Annotated in this window: 15 protein-coding genes and 1 pseudogene; 6 read left to right on the forward strand and 10 right to left on the reverse strand. The window is 63.8% G+C overall.

Translation table 11 applies throughout. From position 1 onward, the window contains the following. Window positions 1–270: 270 nt before the first annotated feature. From HNP98_RS21070 to HNP98_RS21080, 3 genes are all read right to left on the reverse strand, one after another. Window positions 271–1,044, reverse strand: a complete 774-nt coding sequence (locus HNP98_RS21070; protein WP_173812166.1) for a class I SAM-dependent methyltransferase — start codon at window positions 1,042–1,044, stop codon at window positions 271–273. 238 nt (window positions 1,045–1,282) lie between these two features. Beyond that, on the reverse strand, window positions 1,283–1,651 hold the full coding sequence (locus HNP98_RS21075; protein ID WP_173812167.1) for a DUF952 domain-containing protein: 369 nt from the start codon (window positions 1,649–1,651) through the stop codon (window positions 1,283–1,285). Beyond that, on the reverse strand, window positions 1,639–2,025 hold the full coding sequence (locus HNP98_RS21080) for a hypothetical protein (RefSeq protein ID WP_173812168.1): 387 nt from the start codon (window positions 2,023–2,025) through the stop codon (window positions 1,639–1,641). The genes HNP98_RS21075 and HNP98_RS21080 overlap by 13 nt, the downstream gene beginning before the upstream one ends. A 118-nt stretch (window positions 2,026–2,143) precedes the next feature. Between HNP98_RS21080 and HNP98_RS21085 the strand changes: the two genes are divergently transcribed. The 3 genes from HNP98_RS21085 (at window position 2,144) to HNP98_RS21095 (ending at window position 5,942) form a co-directional block, all read left to right on the forward strand. Then, window positions 2,144–3,385, forward strand: coding sequence for a T9SS type A sorting domain-containing protein (locus HNP98_RS21085; protein WP_173812169.1), 1,242 nt, complete (start codon window positions 2,144–2,146; stop codon window positions 3,383–3,385). Between the two features lie 149 nt (window positions 3,386–3,534). Further along, a complete protein-coding gene (locus HNP98_RS21090; protein ID WP_173812170.1) occupies window positions 3,535–5,271 on the forward strand; it encodes a phospho-sugar mutase in 1,737 nt (578 codons plus the stop codon). A gap of 167 nt (window positions 5,272–5,438) precedes the next feature. After that, a complete protein-coding gene (locus tag HNP98_RS21095; protein ID WP_173812171.1) occupies window positions 5,439–5,942 on the forward strand; it encodes a hypothetical protein in 504 nt (167 codons plus the stop codon). A gap of 15 nt (window positions 5,943–5,957) precedes the next feature. Here HNP98_RS21095 and HNP98_RS21100 read toward each other — a convergent pair whose 3' ends face one another. The 3 genes from HNP98_RS21100 to HNP98_RS21110 form a co-directional block, all read right to left on the reverse strand. Beyond that, window positions 5,958–8,324 carry an FtsX-like permease family protein gene (locus HNP98_RS21100; RefSeq protein ID WP_173812172.1) on the reverse strand — a complete coding sequence of 789 codons (2,367 nt, stop codon included), beginning with the start codon at window positions 8,322–8,324 and terminating at the stop codon, window positions 5,958–5,960. Between the two features lie 22 nt (window positions 8,325–8,346). After that, a complete protein-coding gene (locus tag HNP98_RS21105; protein WP_022821726.1) occupies window positions 8,347–9,030 on the reverse strand; it encodes an ABC transporter ATP-binding protein in 684 nt (227 codons plus the stop codon). A 217-nt stretch (window positions 9,031–9,247) separates the two neighbouring features. Continuing rightward, on the reverse strand, window positions 9,248–10,507 hold the full coding sequence (locus HNP98_RS21110) for an efflux RND transporter periplasmic adaptor subunit (RefSeq protein ID WP_173812173.1): 1,260 nt from the start codon (window positions 10,505–10,507) through the stop codon (window positions 9,248–9,250). Between the two features lie 473 nt (window positions 10,508–10,980). Between HNP98_RS21110 and HNP98_RS21115 the strand changes: the two genes are divergently transcribed. Beyond that, window positions 10,981–11,469: a hypothetical protein gene (locus HNP98_RS21115; protein ID WP_173812174.1), complete on the forward strand. Its 489-nt coding sequence runs from the start codon at window positions 10,981–10,983 to the stop codon at window positions 11,467–11,469. A 143-nt stretch (window positions 11,470–11,612) separates the two neighbouring features. Here HNP98_RS21115 and HNP98_RS22120 read toward each other — a convergent pair. Further along, a pseudogene (locus HNP98_RS22120) lies at window positions 11,613–11,771 on the reverse strand (type II toxin-antitoxin system YoeB family toxin); the annotation flags it as partial. A 149-nt stretch (window positions 11,772–11,920) separates the two neighbouring features. On the opposite strand from HNP98_RS22120, the gene HNP98_RS21125 reads away from it, so the two are divergent. Both HNP98_RS21125 and HNP98_RS21130 read left to right on the forward strand, forming a co-directional pair. After that, on the forward strand, window positions 11,921–13,303 hold the full coding sequence (locus tag HNP98_RS21125; RefSeq protein WP_173812175.1) for a sigma-54-dependent transcriptional regulator: 1,383 nt from the start codon (window positions 11,921–11,923) through the stop codon (window positions 13,301–13,303). After that, on the forward strand, window positions 13,293–14,648 hold the full coding sequence (locus tag HNP98_RS21130) for a sensor histidine kinase (protein WP_173812176.1): 1,356 nt from the start codon (window positions 13,293–13,295) through the stop codon (window positions 14,646–14,648). The genes HNP98_RS21125 and HNP98_RS21130 overlap by 11 nt, the downstream gene beginning before the upstream one ends. Before the next feature lie 258 nt (window positions 14,649–14,906). Here the strand turns inward: HNP98_RS21130 and HNP98_RS21135 are convergent, their stop codons facing one another. From HNP98_RS21135 to HNP98_RS21145, 3 genes are all read right to left on the reverse strand, one after another. Continuing rightward, entirely contained in the window at window positions 14,907–15,167 is a 261-nt protein-coding gene (locus tag HNP98_RS21135; RefSeq protein WP_173812177.1) for a hypothetical protein, read from the reverse strand. A gap of 46 nt (window positions 15,168–15,213) precedes the next feature. Continuing rightward, entirely contained in the window at window positions 15,214–16,899 is a 1,686-nt protein-coding gene (locus HNP98_RS21140; protein WP_173812178.1) for an ABC1 kinase family protein, read from the reverse strand. Between the two features lie 159 nt (window positions 16,900–17,058). Further along, complete coding sequence (locus tag HNP98_RS21145) at window positions 17,059–17,589, reverse strand: hypothetical protein (RefSeq protein WP_173812179.1); 531 nt, start codon at window positions 17,587–17,589, stop codon at window positions 17,059–17,061. Between the last annotated feature and the right edge of the window lie 96 nt (window positions 17,590–17,685).

Below are 17,685 nucleotides of genomic sequence, written 5' to 3' on the forward strand. Positions count from 1 at the left end.
GGCCCGGCAACAGCGGCGCAATCCGCGCCCACTGCGCGTCCGTCAGTAAATAGTCCATGCTCAAACATAACTCCTACTGTTAACACTTCCTAGTTACGGTAGCCTTTCTTATTTTCGACTGAGGCTATTCGTCCAAATCAACTGGCAGCACAAAGCCGCCCGCCGCGCTTTCCCGAAACGGCCATGTGCGCCGCGAGGCCGGCGCAATTATACGGTGGGTCTTACTCGGTGTGCCCGTGCTCACCCTGGAAGTCTCCGCTTGGTGACGGCCTAGCCGGCGCGCTTGCGGCCAATGAAAATGTAGTGGCGCTTCAGCAGCGAGCTGAGTCCAAACATTTGGTGGCGCAGCTTCTGGCTGGTGCCGTGGGGCAAGCGGCGCAGGTACAGCCACTGCACCGGGTAGAGCAGCAGGGCCAGCGGCATAAAAAGCCAGTCTTTGGGGTAGAGCGCGGTGTAGATAACTTCCTGCAACTCCACGTCGTTCACCTCAAACAAGCGCTTTAGTTCTTGTTGTTGCACGAGCTGCGGCATGTTTTCGTCGGTGTCGAACAGCAGCGGGAAGTGCCGCACCCGGCCCAGCAGCAGGTACGACACCCGGTCGCGCATCGCCAATATGTTGTCGTTGGTCATAATCAGCACCCCCCCGGGCCGGAGCTGGGCCGCGCAGCTGGCCACGAAATTGCGCGTGTTGCCGAACATCATGACGCCGCTGATGGAAGTCACCAGGTCGAAGGGCTGCCCTTCCGACAAGTCGAAGGGCTGGGTCAGGTCGGTTTGCTGGTAGCGCAGGCCGGGCACGGGGGGGCCTTCGGGGAGCAGGTCGCAGGCCGCCAGGGTGGCCCCGGGCCAGCAGCGGCGCAACACCGCCAGGAACTCGCCCTTGCCGCAGGGCGCGTCCAGCGCCCGGCTCGCGGGTCCCAGCCCCGAACGCTCCAGCAGGTACCGCAGTACCTCCCGGTTTACGTTTATTTGCGTATTGCCGCGCGGAACTGCTTTATAGTCAGTGGGAGGGAGACTAACGGTAGAAACAGGAGCGATTTCCATACGGCTGAATAAGGAATCTTTAAAGCTGAGCCAGCGTGCGCTACATGAATAACGGCCCAATATATCGATTATACTGAATCGATTACTTTACGCAACGATATAGAAACACGACTGGCCACACCCGGGTCGGGTATGGCCGGGGCCGGTAATTTCAAAAGGGGAGCGGGCAGCGGCGCACGGCAGCGGCTTCAACAAAAAACCGTCGTTTCCACCCGGGGTAGGAACCAGCGAAAACGGGCTACTCTTCCAAATCAACCGGCAGCGCAAAGCCCCCCGCCGCGTCTTCCCGAAAAGGCCACGTGCGCCGCACCGCCGCCACCGGAATGGGCGCAAACGCGTGGGCGAAGAACTCGCCCCGCTTGGGGGCCCACTCGCGCTCCACGCGCACACCGGCCGCGGCCAGGGCCGCTTCGTCGATTTCGAGCAGCACCAGGGCCCCGCGCCCGGCGTAGTGGCGGCGGGCGGTTTCGAGCACCTGCGACAGCTCGGAGGTGTGGATGAAGCCCTCGGCCGCCAGGTCGGCGCTGGCGAAAAAGCCGGTTTGCTGGGCCGCCTCCCAGTCGGGCAGGTCGGCGAGGCGGTACAGGGCGGGGGCTAGGCCTTCCACAGCTCCTGCTGCACCTGCTTGCCCACCGTGAGCATGATGCGCACGGGGTTGGGGATGAGCGTAATACGGGCTTCCTTGCCAGGGTATTTTTCTGAATCGACCCACACGCCTTCTTTGGGCGAGGGGGCCGCGCCCGGGTCGCTGGGCAGGTAGGCGGTGGGCAGTAGCACGTCGGTGTCCGACTTCAGGTCGCCGTGCACCTTGTCGAGGGCGGCTTCGAGGTAGTCGCCGTACTCGTCGTTGAAGTCGTCTTCCAGGTCGTGCAGGGCCTCCTCCACTTCGTCGTAGCGGGCATCGTCGTAGGTAAGCGTGTGCAGTTCGGCCTTCTTTTCGATGAGGGCCACGAGGGCGAGGTTCAGGTCTTCCGTATTCATATATAAGGCAGAGAAAAAGCGGGTGCCCCCCGGGTGCGGTACGGACGCAAAGTTGCTACTAAATCCGTAACCGGGCTCCACCGAACGGCACTGGGGGCCCCGCCGTACTTTTAGCGCCATGAAAACCACCGGCTTGCTGCTGCTCGCGCTGGCCTGCGCGGGCCCGGCCCTGGCCCAGCGCGGCTGCCCCGACCCGCAGGCCACCAACTACGACCCCGCCGCCCGCGCCAACGACGGCTCGTGCCGGTACCCGCCCGCCGCCACCGCCGTACTTACCAAGGCCCTGCTCGACGCCGCCGTGCCCGAAACCTCGGGCCTGCAGCTGGCCGGCGGGGCCCTGTGGACCTTCAACGACAGCGGCAACCCACCGGTACTGTTCCGCCTGGACTCGGCCAGCGGGCGGGCCACGCAGCGGGTGCGCGTCGTCAATTTCCCCAACGTGGACTGGGAGGACATCACCGCCGACGCGGGCCACCTGTACGTGGGCGACTTCGGCAACAACTCCGGCGACCGGCGCGACTTGCGGGTGCTGCGCGTGCCGCTGGCGGGCCCCCTGGCCGGGGCCGACACGGTGTCGGCGCAGGCCATTAATTTTTCTTTTCCCGACCAAACCGTGTTCGGCGGCGGGGTGAACAACCACAACTTTGACTGCGAGGCGCTGTTTTACCGGGGCGACTCGCTGCACCTGTTCACCAAGGACTGGGCCGACCACCGCACCCGCTACTACACCGTGCCGGCCGCGCCCGGCACCCACGTGGCCCACCTCAAGGCCACTTTCGACGTGCAGGGGCTGATTACCGCCGCCGACATCCGCCCCGACGGCCGCGCGGCGGCCCTGCTGGGCTACGACGACACCACCGGGGCCACCTTCGCGTGGCTGCTAACGGACTTTGCCGGCACCAATTTTTTCGGGGGCAACAAGCGGCGCATCGAGCTGCCCAGCGCGTTGCTCGTCGGCCAAGCCGAGGGCCTGTGCTTCGCGGGCCCGGCCCGGCTGCTGCTCAGCAACGAGCGGGTGGCGGTGGGGGCCCTGGTGGTGCCGCCGCGCCTCTACGCCCTGAACGTGGGCCCCTGGCTGCCCCGGGCGGTGGTGACGGCGACGGCCAGCCCGGGGGCCCGGCTGGGCCTGCGCGTGTTCCCAAGCCCCGCCGCGCACCTGCTGCGCATCGAGCGGGCCGCGCCCGGGCCCGAGGTGGCCCTGACGCTACTGGACCTGCGGGGCCGCGCCGTAGCCACGGGCCGCCTGCGGGCCGGGGCCACCGCCCAGGCCCTGGACGTGGCGGCGGTGGCGGCCGGCGTGTACGTGCTGCGGGCCCAGTCGGCGGCGGGCACGTTGTCGCAGAAGGTGGCCATTCGGTAACCCGCGCTTGAATTCGTGGCTTTTGGGCTGGATTCGCGCCGGCCGGTATCTTCGGGGGCCCGCTTGCCGTTTAGCGACGGGCGGCGGCTCCGCCGCTTTCGCCCCCCTGCCCCCACTGTTTTCCCTACTCTTTCTCCTCCCGCTTGCCCATGGCCCTCGCCCCCGACATCCAGCAAAAAGTAACCGCCTGGCTCACGCCCGCCTACGACGCCGACACCCAGGCCGCCATCCGCGCCCAGCTCGACGCCGGGCAGGACGAGGCCCTTACCGACGCCTTCTACCGCACCCTGGAGTTTGGCACCGGCGGGCTGCGCGGCGTGATGGGCCCCGGCTCGAACCGCATGAACCGCTACACGCTGGGCACGGCCACCCAGGGCCTGTGCAACTACCTGCTGCTGAGCTTCCCGGGCCAGGAAATTAAGGTGGCCATTGCCCACGACTCGCGCAACAACAGCCCCGAGTTCGCCCGCATCGCGGCGGGCATCTTCTCGGCCAACGGCATCACGGCCTACCTCTTCGAGAGCCTGCGGCCCACGCCCGAGCTGTCGTTTGCCATCCGGCAGCTGGGCTGCCAGAGCGGCTGCGTCATCACGGCCTCGCACAACCCCAGGGAGTACAACGGCTACAAGGTGTACTGGAACGACGGGGCCCAGGTGGTTTCGCCCCACGACCGCAACATCACCGAGGAGGTGAACCGCATCACTGACATCGGGGAGGTAAAATTTGCCGCCGACGAGTCGCGCATCCACCTCATCGGCCACGACCTCGACGAGCAGTACTTCGCCGAAGTCGTGCAGCTGAGCATCGACCCCGCCGCCATCCAGCGGCAGCACGACCTAAAAATTGTGTACACGCCCCTGCACGGCTCGGGCGTGATGCTGGTGCCGGGGGCCCTGCAACGCTTCGGCTTCGACAACGTGCACCTGGTGGAGGCCCAGGCCACGCCCGACGGCAACTTCCCCACCGTGCAGAGCCCCAACCCGGAGGAGAAATCGGCCATGCAAATGGCCCTCGACCTGGCCCAAAGCCTCGACGCCGACATCGTGCTCGCCACCGACCCCGACGCCGACCGCGTGGGCCTGGGCGTGAAAAACGAAAAGGGCGAGTGGGTGCTGCTCAACGGCAACCAGACCGCCGCCCTGCTCACCAACTACATCCTCTCGGCCCGCGCCCGCGCCGGCCAGCTGCGGCCCAACGACTTCATCGTGTACACCATCGTCACGAGCGACGTCGTCGGCGACATCGCCCGGCAGTACAACGTGAAGAGCTACAACACGCTCACCGGCTTTAAGTACATCGCCGGCCTCATCCGCGACCTGGCGGGCGAGGAGAACTACCTCTGCGGCGGCGAGGAAAGCTACGGCTACCTCATCGGCGACTTTGTGCGCGACAAGGACGCCGTGTCGGCCTGCGCACTGGCCGCCGAAATGGCCGCCGTGGCCAAAGACCAGGGCCGCACCCTCTACGAGGAGCTGGCCCAGATGTACGCCCGCTACGGCCTCTACCAGGAAGACCTGATTTCGCTGACCAAGAAAGGCCAGCGCGGGGCCGAGGAAATCCAGGAGATGATGGCCGGCCTGCGGGCCAACCCGCCCGCCGCAGTGGCCGGCCAGCCCGTGGTGGAGGTGCGCGACTTCCAGACCGGCAAAATCCACGACCGGCGCACCGGCACCGAAACCCCGACCGGCCTAGAAGCCTCCAACGTGCTCCAGTTCATCCTCGAAGACGGCAGCAAGATTTCGGCCCGCCCCAGCGGCACCGAGCCCAAAATCAAGTTCTACTTTAGCGTGCGCCAGCCCCTGAAATCGGTGGTCGATTTTGAACTGGCCCAGCGCCTGGCCAAGGAGAAAATTCAGGCCATCATCGACGACATGCAACTGAAATAAGCCCAGAAATAGTATTAATTTTTACTTAAAGGCCCCGAAACTATAAAGTTTCGGGGCCTTTCTTTTTATTGTTGGAAAGCATTATTTAATCAACCTATATTTATGCCTAACGCACTGGTTAACAGCTGGTAAAATTGTACTATTCCACCCTAACCCCCACCCACCCCATGCCCCATTACTTTACTCGTTACCTGCAAGTGAAAGGTGCCACCACCCAGCGCTACGGCCAGTACCTGGCCGGGGCCGGCACCGTGTTGGCGGCCACGGCCGCCTTCGCGCCCCTAGGCACGCTGCGGCCCTCCGTGGTCATGCTGGCCCTGCTGCTGGGCTTCGCGGCGCTGCTGCTCGTGGACCGGGCCGAACAGCTGGCGCTGGACCCGGTCAACGGCCGCTTCCGGCACTTCAAGTCCTTCTTCGGGTTCACCTGGGGCGACTGGCAGTCGCTGCCGCGCGTGAGCAAGGTGGTGGTGAAGCCGTTTTCGCAGCTCGACAAGACCGATAGCTGGCCGGCCACCGGCCCCCAGCGCTCCCGCATCGTGCTGCTGTCGGTGCCGAAGTCGCGCCGGGCCATCGTGGCCGGCAAGTTCAGCGACGACCAGGCCGCGGATGCCATGCGCTTCGCCAACGCCATCACCTCGTACCTGGGCGTCGAAGGCTACGTGGTGGGCTAAGCAGCTATTTGCCGCTCACTCAGCCCGCAGACTCAGCACGGGGTTGCGGCGGGCGGCCCGCCAGGCCTGCACGCCCACCGTGAGCCAGGCAATGAGCAGGGCCCCCGTGCCGGCGGCGGCAAAGTACCACCACTGCCACGCCACGCGGTAGGCAAAGCCTTCCAGCCACCGCTGCAGAAGCAGGTAGCTCAGGGGCAGCGCCAGCGCAATGGCCACGACGACCAGCCCGGTCAGGCTGCTGGTCAACAGCCAGACGATGCCCAGCTCGCTGGCACCTAAGGCCTTGCGGATGCCGATTTCCTTGCGCCGCCGCTCGGCGGTGAAGGCGGCCAGCCCCAGCAGGCCCAGGGCGGAAATGAGGATGGCCAGCCCGGCGAAGTAGCGGGCGAGCACCGCTACCCGCCGCTCGGCCACGTACTGCGCCTGGTAGTCGGCATCCAGAAACGTGTAGTCGAGCGTAAAGCCGGGGTTGTAGGCGGCGTACAACTGCTGAAGCCGCGCAATCGTGGCCTGCTCCGCATTGGGCTGGAGCTTGACGTAGATAGTGCCCATGAGCACCTGGGGTTCGAGCCGCAGGAGCAGGGGCTTGATTTTTTCGTGCAGGGACTCGTAGTGGAAGTCGCGGACCACGCCCACGATGCGGGACCCGTCGAGTTGTTGGCCCACGGGGTCCGGCATCCCCAGGCCGGCCACCAGGGTCTGGTTGACGAGGATACCCGCGCTGTCGGCGCGGAACTGCGGCGCAAAGCTGCGGCCGGCTACCAGGTGCAGGCCCAGCGTTTCTACCAGGTCGTAGTTGACCTGCATCGTCCCCACGGGAAGGCGCTTCCCCCGCCAGCTCATCTCCGCGACGTAGTGCCCCCCCAGGAAGCCGCCCGAGACGCTGGACGCCTGCACGACGCCGGGCAATTGCTTCACCTCGCTCAGAAACGCCGCCGGCTGGCGCGCCGCCTTGCCGGCCGCATCAAAGCGGAGCACGTGCGCCTTGTCGTAGCCCAGCGGCTGGCGCTGCACAAACGCCAGCTGCGCGTTGACGACCACCACGGCCACGATGAACAGCACCGAGAGCGTGAATTGCAGCACGACCAGGCCCTGCCGCGTCCACACGTCGCCGGCCCGGGTCGGCAGCTTGCCTTTCAGCACGGCCGCCGGCTGAAACCCCGACAGGTAGAACGCGGGGTAGCTGCCCGCCAGCAGCCCCGTACCCAGCGCCAGGGCCAAGCTGGCTGCCACCAGCGGCCACTCCCACCGCAAGGCCAGCGGCTTACCCGTGAGCGCGCTGAACTGCGGCAGCACGAGTTGCACCAGCCCCACGGCCACAACCAGGGCCAGCAAGGCCATCACCACGGACTCGGTCAGGTATTGTACTATCAGCGCGGCGCGGCTCGCCCCCAGGGCCTTGCGAATGCCCACTTCCTTTACCCGCCGCGAGGCCTTGGCGGTGAACAGGTTCATGAAATTAATGCTGGCAATCACCAGAATGAGTCCGGCAATCAGGGCGAACAGCCGCACGTAGGCAATGCGCCCCCCGGTGGCAACGCCGTTTTCGTAGGTGCCGTGCAGGTACCCCGCCGCGAACGGCCGCACGAATAGCGTGCGCCCCCGGGCCTGGGCCTGCGCGCTTTTGGTCCTCAGCAAACCCGCCAGCTTGGCTTGAAATTGCGCGGGGTCGGCCCCCTTCTTCAAAGCCAGGTAGGTGGTAAAGGGGCCGTCGTCGTCCCACTTGATGGTTTCGCTCATCTGCATCCGGTCCCTGAACGAGGCAAACGGCAGCACGAAGTCAAACTGCTCGGACGAGTTGCGGGGCACCCCGGCAAACACCCCGGCCACCAGGCTGGTCTGCGTGCTATCGGCGGCTAGTTGCCATTTCACGGCTTTGCCCAGGCTGCGCTGCGGCGATCCAAAGAGCCTGGTGGCCAGGGCTTCGGAGAGCACAATGGCGTGTTTGTCCCGCAGCACCGTGGCGGGGGTGCCCACCAGCAGGGGGTAGGAAAACAGCTGGAAGAAGGCCGAGTCCGCGTATTTGGGGACGGCGGTGAGTTGCCGGCCGCCCGCCGCCAGCGTGAACGGGGGGAAAAACGGGACCGGCGTGGTGGTGGCCACGAATTCAATTTCCGGCATTTCCCGCCGCAGCGCCTCGGCCAGCAGCGGCACAGTGCCGGTTTGGGTCGCGATGCCGGCGGCCGTGCGACGGTTTTCCAGCACCTGGTAGAGCCGGCCATCCAGGGCGTGGTAGCGGTCGAAGCTGCGCTCGTCGCTAATCCACAGGTAGATGAGCAGCGCGCAGGCCAGGCCGGTCGAGAGGCCAACCAGGTTGATGAAGAACGTGCTTTTGAACCGCTTAAAGTTGCGGTAGAGCAGCAGCAGGGGGTAGGGAAGCATGAGCCAAAGGGGGAGGAATCGGTTAGAATTGGCTGCGGCTGTTTTCCAGCACCACCTGCCCGTCGAGCAGGCGGATGACGCGCCGGGCGTACCGGGCGTCGTGCTCCGAGTGCGTGACCATGAGCACGGTGGTGCCCGCCTCGTTCAGCTCGGTCAGCAGGCCCAGCACGTCGTGGCCGCTGGCCGAGTCGAGGTTGCCGGTGGGCTCGTCGGCCAGCAGCAGCGGCGGGGCGTTCACCACGGCGCGGGCCACGGCCACGCGCTGCTGCTGGCCGCCCGAGAGTTGCAGCGGAAAGTGGTTGCGCCGGTGCAGCAGCTGCATTTTTTCCAGCACCTGTTCCACCCGTTGCCGCCGCTCGGCGGCCCCCACGCCGAGGTAGCGCAGGGGCAGCTCCACGTTCTCAAACACCGTCAGCTCATCAATCAGGTTGAAGCTCTGAAACACGAAGCCCAGGCTGCGCTTGCGCAGCTCGGCCCGCTGCCGCTCGGAGTAGCGGCTGGTTTCGGTGCCCAGCAGTTGCAGGCTGCCGCCATCGGGCTCATCAAGAAGGCCCAGCAGGTTGAGCAGCGTTGATTTGCCGCAGCCCGAGGGGCCCATGATGGCCACAAACTCCCCCTGCTCCACCGTCAGCGAGACGTGGTTCAGCGCCTTGGTTTGCACCTCTTCGGTGCGGTACACCTTTTCCAGGTTTTCGGTCTTAATCATAAGGTTTGTATAATTTTTGGTAGCTGTTAAGTTCTGGCGTCTTCGCCCTCCGCGACACCTCACCCCCTAGCCCCCTCTCCAAAAAAGAGGGGGAACTAGCTCTAAAAACTAGCTCTAGCACTAGAAACTAGTTCCCCCTCTTTTTTGGAGAGGGGGCTAGGGGGTGAGGTGTCGCGGAGGGCGACACCCAACTGTCTAACATCAATTACTGCGATACCTACGGCTGGCCATTATCCAGCACCAGCTCCTGCTGGTCGGCGTACCCTTCATAGCTGGAGGTTACAACCTGGTCGCCGGGCCGCAGGCCGGCCAGCACTTCGTAGTAGTCGGGGTTCTGCCGGCCCAGCCGGATGACCACCCGCTGGGCCCGGGTGCCGTCGGCCCCCAGCTTGAACGCCCAGTTGCCCACGGTTTGCTGGTAGAACCCGCCTTTGGGCAGCAGCACCGCCGGGGCCTTCGCGCTCAGCGCCAGTCGGATGGGTAGGGTCTGGCCCCGCCGCAGGCCCGGCGGCGGGGCGCCGGTAAAGGCCAGGTCGATTTGCAGGCCTTTGGCCACCTGGGCGAAGATTTTGGTCACGCGCAGGGGGTAGGCCTGGCCCTCCACCACCACTTCGCCCACTTGGCCGGTTCCGATGCGGGCAATGTAAAACTCGTCCACCACGGCGTGCAGTTTCACGCCTTCCGGCGCATCAATCTGCCCCAGGCGCTGGCCCCGGGTTTTGGCCTCGCCCACTTCCGCGGCCAGCGAGCTGAGCCGCCCGCCGACCGGGGCCCGCAGCAGCAAATCGTCCATTTTGCGCCGCATCAGGGCCAGGTTGCTGGTCATGCGCTGCACCGATTCCTGCATGGTGCCCAGCTGCTGCTGCATGGCCACCGAATCCTGGCGCAGGGTCTGCTGCGTCAGCTGCCGCCGGCGCAGCTGGTAGCGGTAGGCGTTCTGGCTCTGCAAATAGTCCTGCTGCGCAATCACTTTCTGGTCATACAGCACCTGGTTGGTGTCAAATACCCGCCGGGCCTCGGCCAGCTGAAAGTCAATGTCCGCCAGCTGATTCTGGCGTAGGATGCGGTTTTGCAGCAGTTGGTTGCGGGTGTTGCGCAGGTTGTTCATCAGGTCGTACACGGCCGTTTCGCGGTTCACCATTTCCAGTTGCAAGTCGGGATTGGCCAGCCGCAACAGGGGCTGGCCCACCGTCAAGGTCGTGCCTTCTTCCACCAGTACCTGCTGCACCGTGCCGGCTTCTGCCGCGTCCAGGTACACGGTGCGCAGCGGCTGCACTACCCCGTCGATGGCCGTGAATTCCTGAAAATTACCCCGCGCAACGGGACTGATGGTCAGCCGGCTGGCCGCGACGTGCAACCGCTTGCCCGGCCGGGGCCAGTAGCGGCTGGCCGCGCCCGTGCCCGCCAGCACCAGGGCCCCCAGCCACCACCAGCGGGCAACAAACGACCATTTGTTCTTCGGTATCAGGACATCCATTCGGTTCGGCGCAGGTAATAGCCGCAAAAAGCTATAAACTAGAGGTGCCAAGAACGGTGCCTTTCTCGCAAATTATTGCTAATCAGCAGTCTGCTTTTAAGCCCGGGTTGCCAGCTGCTGCCGAGCGTCCGGTTTTGATACAGTTGACCGTTCGGTTCTGATACAACCTGAATCCGCCGCCGGACACGAAATGGGTTGGACGACTGAAAACCAGTCCTTTCCCAGGCCCACACAGTTTATGTAGCCTGAGTTGGGGCAGGTGCCTGCCAACTCCTACTTTTACGTTTCAGGGTCCGCTCAGAAGACGAAAAACATAGCACGTTAAGGGCTGAGAAGAGGGTATGGAGCTAACTGGCCGTTTCAAAACCTCCGAGTCGGAGGTTTTGCCCTATTTGTTTAAAAACACCCAGAAGAGGGTAATTTCAACCGGCGGTACATTTGGGTTGAGAATACGGCCCAGCTTTTCTTTCTCCATGACTCTTTTCACACGCTGGCTGTTGCTGGCCACGGCGCTTTTAACGGCCTGTGCGGGGCAGAATCGGTTAGTGGCCACGCCCGAAAAGTGCATCCAGGTCGACAACCTGCACCTCACTCGCGAAACGCGGGCCGTGGTCAACGCCACACTAATTCTTAAGGTCGATACCCGCCGCCGGCCCTACGAGGCGCACGATTTTTGCTCTTTTCAAGAGCTTACCTCCAACGGTCGGTATGCCCTGCTTACGGTTTACGACGAAGTTGGTAATCACACGAGCCCGACGTGGATGCTCATTAGCCAGAAGGGGGTTATTGATACACAGCTGTCGAGCTATCAAATGGCGCAAGATTCGCTCCGCTCCGTCGATAAGATGGTGATTAGCCTTACCCGGTTACCCGGACTGGACGAGGCGTCCCGGCAAGAACTGTTGCAACTGATGCAGCATGATGCTCGCAACTACCGCAAACGGGCTACTGACGGCCATTAATAAAGAGTGAAGTCCGGTTCAACCAAACGGTCTTTTTTGCGCTTGTCACGTTTTCTAAACGAACGTTCAATAAACGTTATAAGCCCAGCTATTAGAAAAGCTGAGGGGGTAACCACTCAGCAAAAGGAAAGAGAAGGCCTTTTTTAAGCCCTTAGAGCCCTACTTAGCCGTGTAGTAGTATCGACCAACTGAACCACATGCACCAAGTCGGCTTCAAAGCGATAAATCAGCCGATGCTCCTCGCTAATGCGGCGCGACCAGTAGCCGGCAAAGTCGTGTTTGAGGAGTTCTTGCTTGCCAGTGCCCGTAGTAGGGTGTTATTAAACAAATAGGGCAAAACCTCCGACTCAGGGGTTTTGAAACGGGCAATTAGCTCCACCCCCTCTTCTCAGCCTTTAACGCGTTATATTTCCCGTTTTCTGAGCGGACCCCGTTTTACCCAGCCTTTTTCATGAATCTTAAGCACGCCCGCATTCTGGTGGTAGACGACGAGCCCGATGTGCTGTTCGCCCTCAAGCTGCTGCTCAAAAGCGAGGTGCGGGAAGTTGTGACGGAGCGCAACCCGGAGCTGCTGCTCTCGCTGCTCCGCCAGCAGCCCTTCGACGCCGTGCTGCTCGACATGAATTACCGCGCCGGCCAGGCGACGGGCAACGAGGGCTTCTACTGGTTGGACCGCATCCGGGAGCACAACCCCACCACGGCCGTTATCCTCATTACGGCCTACGGCGACGTGCGCACGGCGGTGCGCGCCCTCAAAGCTGGCGCCACCGACTTCCTGCTCAAGCCCTGGCACAACGACCAGCTGCTGCAAACGCTGGCCGCCGCCCTCCAACCTAAACCCGGCAGCAAAAGCGGCGGCACCCCGAAAAAAGTAGGCGGGCCAGCCGCGGCTACCGCGCTACTCGGCGAGTCGGCCGCCATGCAGGAAGTGCGCGCCATCGTTGAAAAGGTCGCCCCAACCGAAGCCAACGTGCTGCTGCTCGGGGAGAATGGCACAGGCAAAGAACTGGTTGCCAAGTCCATGCACGAGCAGTCGCGCCGCGCTGCTCAGCCCTTCGTGGCCGCCGACGTGGCCGCGCTCAGCGAGGGGTTGTTTGAAAGCGAGCTGTTCGGGCACACCAAGGGCGCGTTCACGGATGCCCAGGCCAGCCGCGTGGGCCGGTTTGAGGCGGCCACCGGCGGCACCTTGTTTCTGGACGAGATTGGCAACATAGCCCTGCCGCAGCAAGCCAAGCTGCTCACGGCCTTGCAAAACCGCCAGGTGGTGCCCGTCGGGAGCAACACCCCCGTACCGGTGGATATCCGGCTGCTGTCGGCCACCAACGCCCCCCTGCACGCCCTGGTAGCCCGCGGCACCTTTCGCCAGGACTTGATGTACCGCCTCAACACGGTCGAAATCACGCTGCCGCCCCTGCGCGAACGGGACAACGACGTGCAGCTGCTGGCCCAGCACTTCGCGCAAGTGTACGCCGCCCGCAACCGGCAACCCGTGCCGGAATTCAGTGCCGCTGCCCGGCGTAAGCTCCGGGAGTATAACTGGCCCGGTAACGTGCGGGAACTGCAACACGCTGTGGAGCGGGCCGTTATCCTAGGGGCCGGCCCTGTGCTACATCCGGCCGATTTCTCGTTTCGGAGTCCCGAATCGGCCGCTGCTTCTGCGGCGGCAGCGCAAGCCGCAACTATGGCCGAAAACCCGTTACCATTGCTGGAAGTAGAAAAAAACACCATCCAGCAGGCCATTGAGCGCCACCAGGGCAACCTTACCAAAGCGGCCAAGGAGCTGGGCCTCACGCGCACTGCCCTCTACCGCCGGCTCGATAAGCATGATATTTAATAGCCTGGATTTCCGCCTGCTGGGACGGCTGGTACTGCTGGTGGCCGCATTGGGCGGGGGCGAGTACACCGCGCTACATCACGCTTACGGGCTAGCCCTGGGAGCCCTGGTGCTGCTGGTAATCCTAGTCCTGGACCTGGCCCGCTACCTGACGCGTGGCCAGCAGGCCCTGGCCGACTTTACCCTGGCCCTGAAGTACCGGGATTTTTCGCGGCAGTACCCGGTGCCGTCCGTTTCGGCGTCGCTGCGGCCCCTGCACGAGGCCTTCAACCAGGTAAACGCCACGTTTCGGGAGCTGCGGGCCGAGCAGGAAGGGCAGTTTCAGTACCTGCAAACCATCCTGGCGCTGCTCGATACGGGCATTGTGTCCTACGACGCGGTGGGCACCGTGGCCTGGGTAAACGAGGCCTTTAAACAGACGCTGCACCTGCCGTACCTGAAAAACATCCGGACGCTGCAAGCCCGGCAGCCGGCCCTGTACGAGGCCATCTGCCGGGCGGTGCCCGGCCAGCCCGTGGTGGTGAAGCTGACGGTGGGCCTGCAAACGGTGCAGCTGCTCGTGTCCGCCACGCATTTTAAGCTACGTGGCGAAGCGTTTACCCTGCTGGCCTTCAAAAACGTGAGCCAAGCCCTGGCCGATACCGAAACGGCCGCCTGGCAGCAGCTGCTGCGGGTTATGACGCACGAAATCATGAATTCGGTCGCCCCCATTGCTTCGCTGGCCGATTCGTTGGGCCGCCACGTGCAGCGCGCCCGGCAGCAGGAAGTCTCCGCCGAATTGCTCGACGACGTGGGCACCGGCATTCGCATCATCCAGCAGCGCAGCGAAGGGCTGCTGCGCTTCGCCCAAGTGTACCGCGACTTTAGCACCCTGGCCTCACCGCAACGCACAACCCTTTATGTGCAGGAATTGCTCCAGGCCACCCGGCAGCTCCTGGCGGAGCAGTTGGCTTCACAAGGCATCGAGGTCACTCTTAGCGTCCGGCCTGCGCACCTTACCCTGCACGCCGACGGCCACCTGCTGGAGCAAGTACTCATTAATCTGATGCTTAATGCGGCGCAGGCGCTCGCGCAAACCCCTACCCCTCATATTAGCCTGCTCGCCTGGTCCGATGAACAGGAACGGGTAGTTATCGAGGTCAAAGACAATGGGAGTGGCATCTCCGCCGATGTGCTGGACAGCATTTTTATTCCTTTTTTCACCACTCGGCTCAACGGCTCCGGGATTGGGCTTAGCCTGGCCAAGCAAATCATGCAGTTGCACCAGGGCAGCATTCAGGTCCATTCCGTAGCGGGAGCCGGCAGTGCGTTTCAGCTGTGGTTTTCCCCCTCGGTTCCCTTTTAGGGGGATGGGTAAATCCTGCGTTAAGTACCAGGGGCTGCTTCCATACTGCCACCGGCAGGGACGGCTAAATGCGCTAAATACCGGTAAATGGTAGCCCGGCCGACGCCGAATAATTACCCAATTTCGGCCACGGTTTTGTCTTGCTGCCAATAAAGCGTCTTGGCCGCTTGGGCCTTGGAAAGGTCCTGCTTGGTGGAGGCCTTTGGGCCGCCCGCCCTGGTGCCCTCGGACCCGCTAATTACTATTCCTACTCTAGTGCTAGCCCTGCCACTGCTGGAGCCGACTACGAAAATGAGCCACGATTTCCTCGTGCGAAACGGTCTCCCCTTGCTGTAGAGCCTGTTCGGAAGCATCCGTTCGAGCCGAGAATGCTTCTTCCGTCATTGGGGCAGGTGCACTTTTTTCGTCAAAGCGAAGCACCAATTCGTCAACCATGTGCCGGAGCTGGCCCCACAATTCCTCGTCGTGGATACCCAGTACCTGTTCGATGGTATGCACCTTCTCAACATCAACATTCATGGCCATTCGAAATTAATTTCAGCCCTGAACTACCCCCAAAACCCAGCTACGCTTTCCGCTCCCGTCGCGTGCCCAGCAGCAGCAAAATCAGCAGAAAGAACGCCGTGATGCCCAGGCTCCACCACGTGATTTCGGGTAGGCCGCGGTAGTAGCGCATGGCGGGCGCGTAGTGGCCCACCAGCGTGAAGCCCGAGAATACCAGCCCGGCCACGCACAGCAGGCCCAGAATGGTGCGGCTCACGAGCTGGTCGGCCTTGCGCAGCAGCGTGTTGTAGCCGCTCAGCTCCACCTTCACGCGCAGCTCGCCCTTGCTGATTTTGCGCACGATTTGGCGCACGTCGGCGGGCAGGGTTTGCAGCAGGGCCAGCAGTTGGGTGCCGGTGTACTCGGCTTCGCTAAGTACGTTTTCGGGCGAGTACTGCTCGCGCACGATGCGGGCCCCGTAGGGCCGCACGAACTCGAAGGTGTTGAAGCTGGGGTGCAGCACCTTGCCGATGCCTTCGAGGATGACCAGGGCCCGCAGGATGAGGAAGACGGCCCCCGGCACCTGCAGCTTGTAGCGGTAGATGACGGTCTGGAGGCCGTCGGCCAGGTCGCTCATGCTCATCTCCTGCACGTCGAGCAGGGCGAAGTCCTCGATGAGCTGCCCCAGGTCGCCCTCGAAGGCCCGCATGTCGGGGATTTCGGCCGTCAGGGCCAGGCGGCGGAAGCTGGCGGCCATGCCGCGCGCGTCCTGCCGGGCCATGCCGATGAACACGCCCGCGAAGGCGTACTTCTGCTGCTTGGTGAGCTTGCCCACCATGCCGAAGTCGATGAGCACGATGCGGCCGTCGGGCTGCACCAGCACGTTGCCCGGGTGCGGGTCGGCGTGGAACACCCCGAACTCAAATATCTGCGTCAGGTAGATGTCCATGCCCGTTTCGGCCACCCGGGCGGGGCTCAGGCCCCAGGCTTCGAGCTGGGCCCGGTCGGTAATCTTGCAGCCGTCCACGTACTCGATGACGAGCACCTTGGCCGTGCTCAGCTCGCGGTAGGGCCGGGGCACGTAGAAGTTGGCGTAGCCGGCGTAGAGCTTGCGGAACTGCTCCATCGAGCGGGCTTCGGCGGTGTAGTCCAGCTCCTTGCGCATGCTGCGCTCGAAGGCGTCCACCACGTCCTGGGGGTTGGCTAGGCCCTGGCTGCGCAGGAAATTGCCCGTCAGGCGCACCAGCTCGTGCAGCAGGGCCAGGTCGCCGCGCACCTTGTCCTGCACGCCGGGGCGCTGGATTTTCACCACCACGTCCTCGCCCGTGCGCAGCCGGGCCCGGTGCACCTGCCCGATGCTGGCCGAGCCCACCGGCACGTCGTCGAACGCGCTGAACACCTCGGCCAGGGGCCGGCCCAGCTCGGTTTCCACCAGCTGGCGGGCCACGGCCACGTCGAAGGGCGGCACGTTGCTTTGCAGCTTCTCGAACTCGTCGATGAGGGCCTCGGGCAGCAAGTCGGCGCGGTTGCTCAGGGCCTGGGCCAGCTTGATGAAGGTGGGGCCCAGCTCCTCAATCGCCAGGCGGGCCCGCTCCCAGCGCGTGGTGTCGAACACGGTGCGCTCGGCGCGCTGCCAGCTCAGGCGGCGGCTCGCGCCCACCAGCCGCCGCAGGGGCGTGGTCGTCACCACGTCCTCGAAGCCGTACTTGAGCAGCACCTCCCCCACTTCCTTCAGGCGCGTGAGGTTGGAAATGGTGTTCTTGAACATGGACCGCGGATTGAACGGATTTTTGGGGTTCCGCTCGTTTTTTGGGGTTGGGGCGGCAAGCTACGGCGGCGGGCGGCGGGCTTTTTCGTGAACGTTAGCCAACAAAAAATCCGCTGCCGGGCGGCAAACGGATTTTTTGTTTCGCGGCGGGGCGAAAACTTATTCCTTGGGTGGGGCGGACGCGGCCTTTGCGGCGGCTTTGGGCTTAGCGGCGGCCTTGGGTTTGGCAGGCGCTTTGGCCTTGGCCGCGGCTTTGGGCTTGGCGGCGGCCACGGCTTTGGCGGGGGCCTTGGCGGGCACGACCTTGGCGGCCGAGTGCTGGGCCGCGGCGGCAACGGCCCCCACTTTGTCGGCGGTTTTTCTGGTGGCCCCGGCTACTTTGCTGGCCACGCTGGCGGCGGTTTTGGGGGCCGTTTTCTTGGCGGGCACTTTTTTGGCGGCGGCTTTCTTGGGCTTGTCGCCCAGGCCCACGCTTTCCTTCACGCGGTCGGTGAGGCCTTTGAATTGTTTTTCCAGCTCCGTGCGCTTGGTTTCGCTGCTTTTCAGCAGCTCTTCCACGATTTTCTTGCCCTCCAGCTCCGTGATTTTGCTGTCTTTTACCAGCGTTTCGATGGCGCTCTGCATCAGCTTGTTGCCCTGGGCCAGGTAGCCCACGCCGGCGTTGACGAACTTCTTGAACATATCTTCCATGACGAAAACGGGGGTTGGGGGGTGGAGGGAATAAGACCGGCCGCCGGGCGGCCAAACGGTTTCAGCAGCAAGGTAGTACGCCCGCCCACTGTTTCC

This window comes from Hymenobacter caeli (genome assembly GCF_013294115.1).
Lineage (GTDB): Bacteria > Bacteroidota > Bacteroidia > Cytophagales > Hymenobacteraceae > Hymenobacter > Hymenobacter caeli.

Coding starts and splice junctions, on each gene's coding strand:
- HNP98_RS21100 (WP_173812172.1), bottom strand. CDS start 8,324: ATGCTTCCCTACCCCCTGCTGCTGCTCTACCGCAACTTTAAGCGGTTC.
- HNP98_RS21110 (WP_173812173.1), bottom strand. CDS start 10,507: ATGGATGTCCTGATACCGAAGAACAAATGGTCGTTTGTTGCCCGCTGG.
- HNP98_RS21130 (WP_173812176.1), top strand. CDS start 13,293: ATGATATTTAATAGCCTGGATTTCCGCCTGCTGGGACGGCTGGTACTG.
- HNP98_RS21090 (WP_173812170.1), top strand. CDS start 3,535: ATGGCCCTCGCCCCCGACATCCAGCAAAAAGTAACCGCCTGGCTCACG.
- HNP98_RS21135 (WP_173812177.1), bottom strand. CDS start 15,167: ATGAATGTTGATGTTGAGAAGGTGCATACCATCGAACAGGTACTGGGT.
- HNP98_RS21145 (WP_173812179.1), bottom strand. CDS start 17,589: ATGGAAGATATGTTCAAGAAGTTCGTCAACGCCGGCGTGGGCTACCTG.
- HNP98_RS21085 (WP_173812169.1), top strand. CDS start 2,144: ATGAAAACCACCGGCTTGCTGCTGCTCGCGCTGGCCTGCGCGGGCCCG.
- HNP98_RS21095 (WP_173812171.1), top strand. CDS start 5,439: ATGCCCCATTACTTTACTCGTTACCTGCAAGTGAAAGGTGCCACCACC.
- HNP98_RS21115 (WP_173812174.1), top strand. CDS start 10,981: ATGACTCTTTTCACACGCTGGCTGTTGCTGGCCACGGCGCTTTTAACG.
- HNP98_RS21140 (WP_173812178.1), bottom strand. CDS start 16,899: ATGTTCAAGAACACCATTTCCAACCTCACGCGCCTGAAGGAAGTGGGG.
- HNP98_RS21070 (WP_173812166.1), bottom strand. CDS start 1,044: ATGGAAATCGCTCCTGTTTCTACCGTTAGTCTCCCTCCCACTGACTAT.
- HNP98_RS21080 (WP_173812168.1), bottom strand. CDS start 2,025: ATGAATACGGAAGACCTGAACCTCGCCCTCGTGGCCCTCATCGAAAAG.
- HNP98_RS21125 (WP_173812175.1), top strand. CDS start 11,921: ATGAATCTTAAGCACGCCCGCATTCTGGTGGTAGACGACGAGCCCGAT.
- HNP98_RS21105 (WP_022821726.1), bottom strand. CDS start 9,030: ATGATTAAGACCGAAAACCTGGAAAAGGTGTACCGCACCGAAGAGGTG.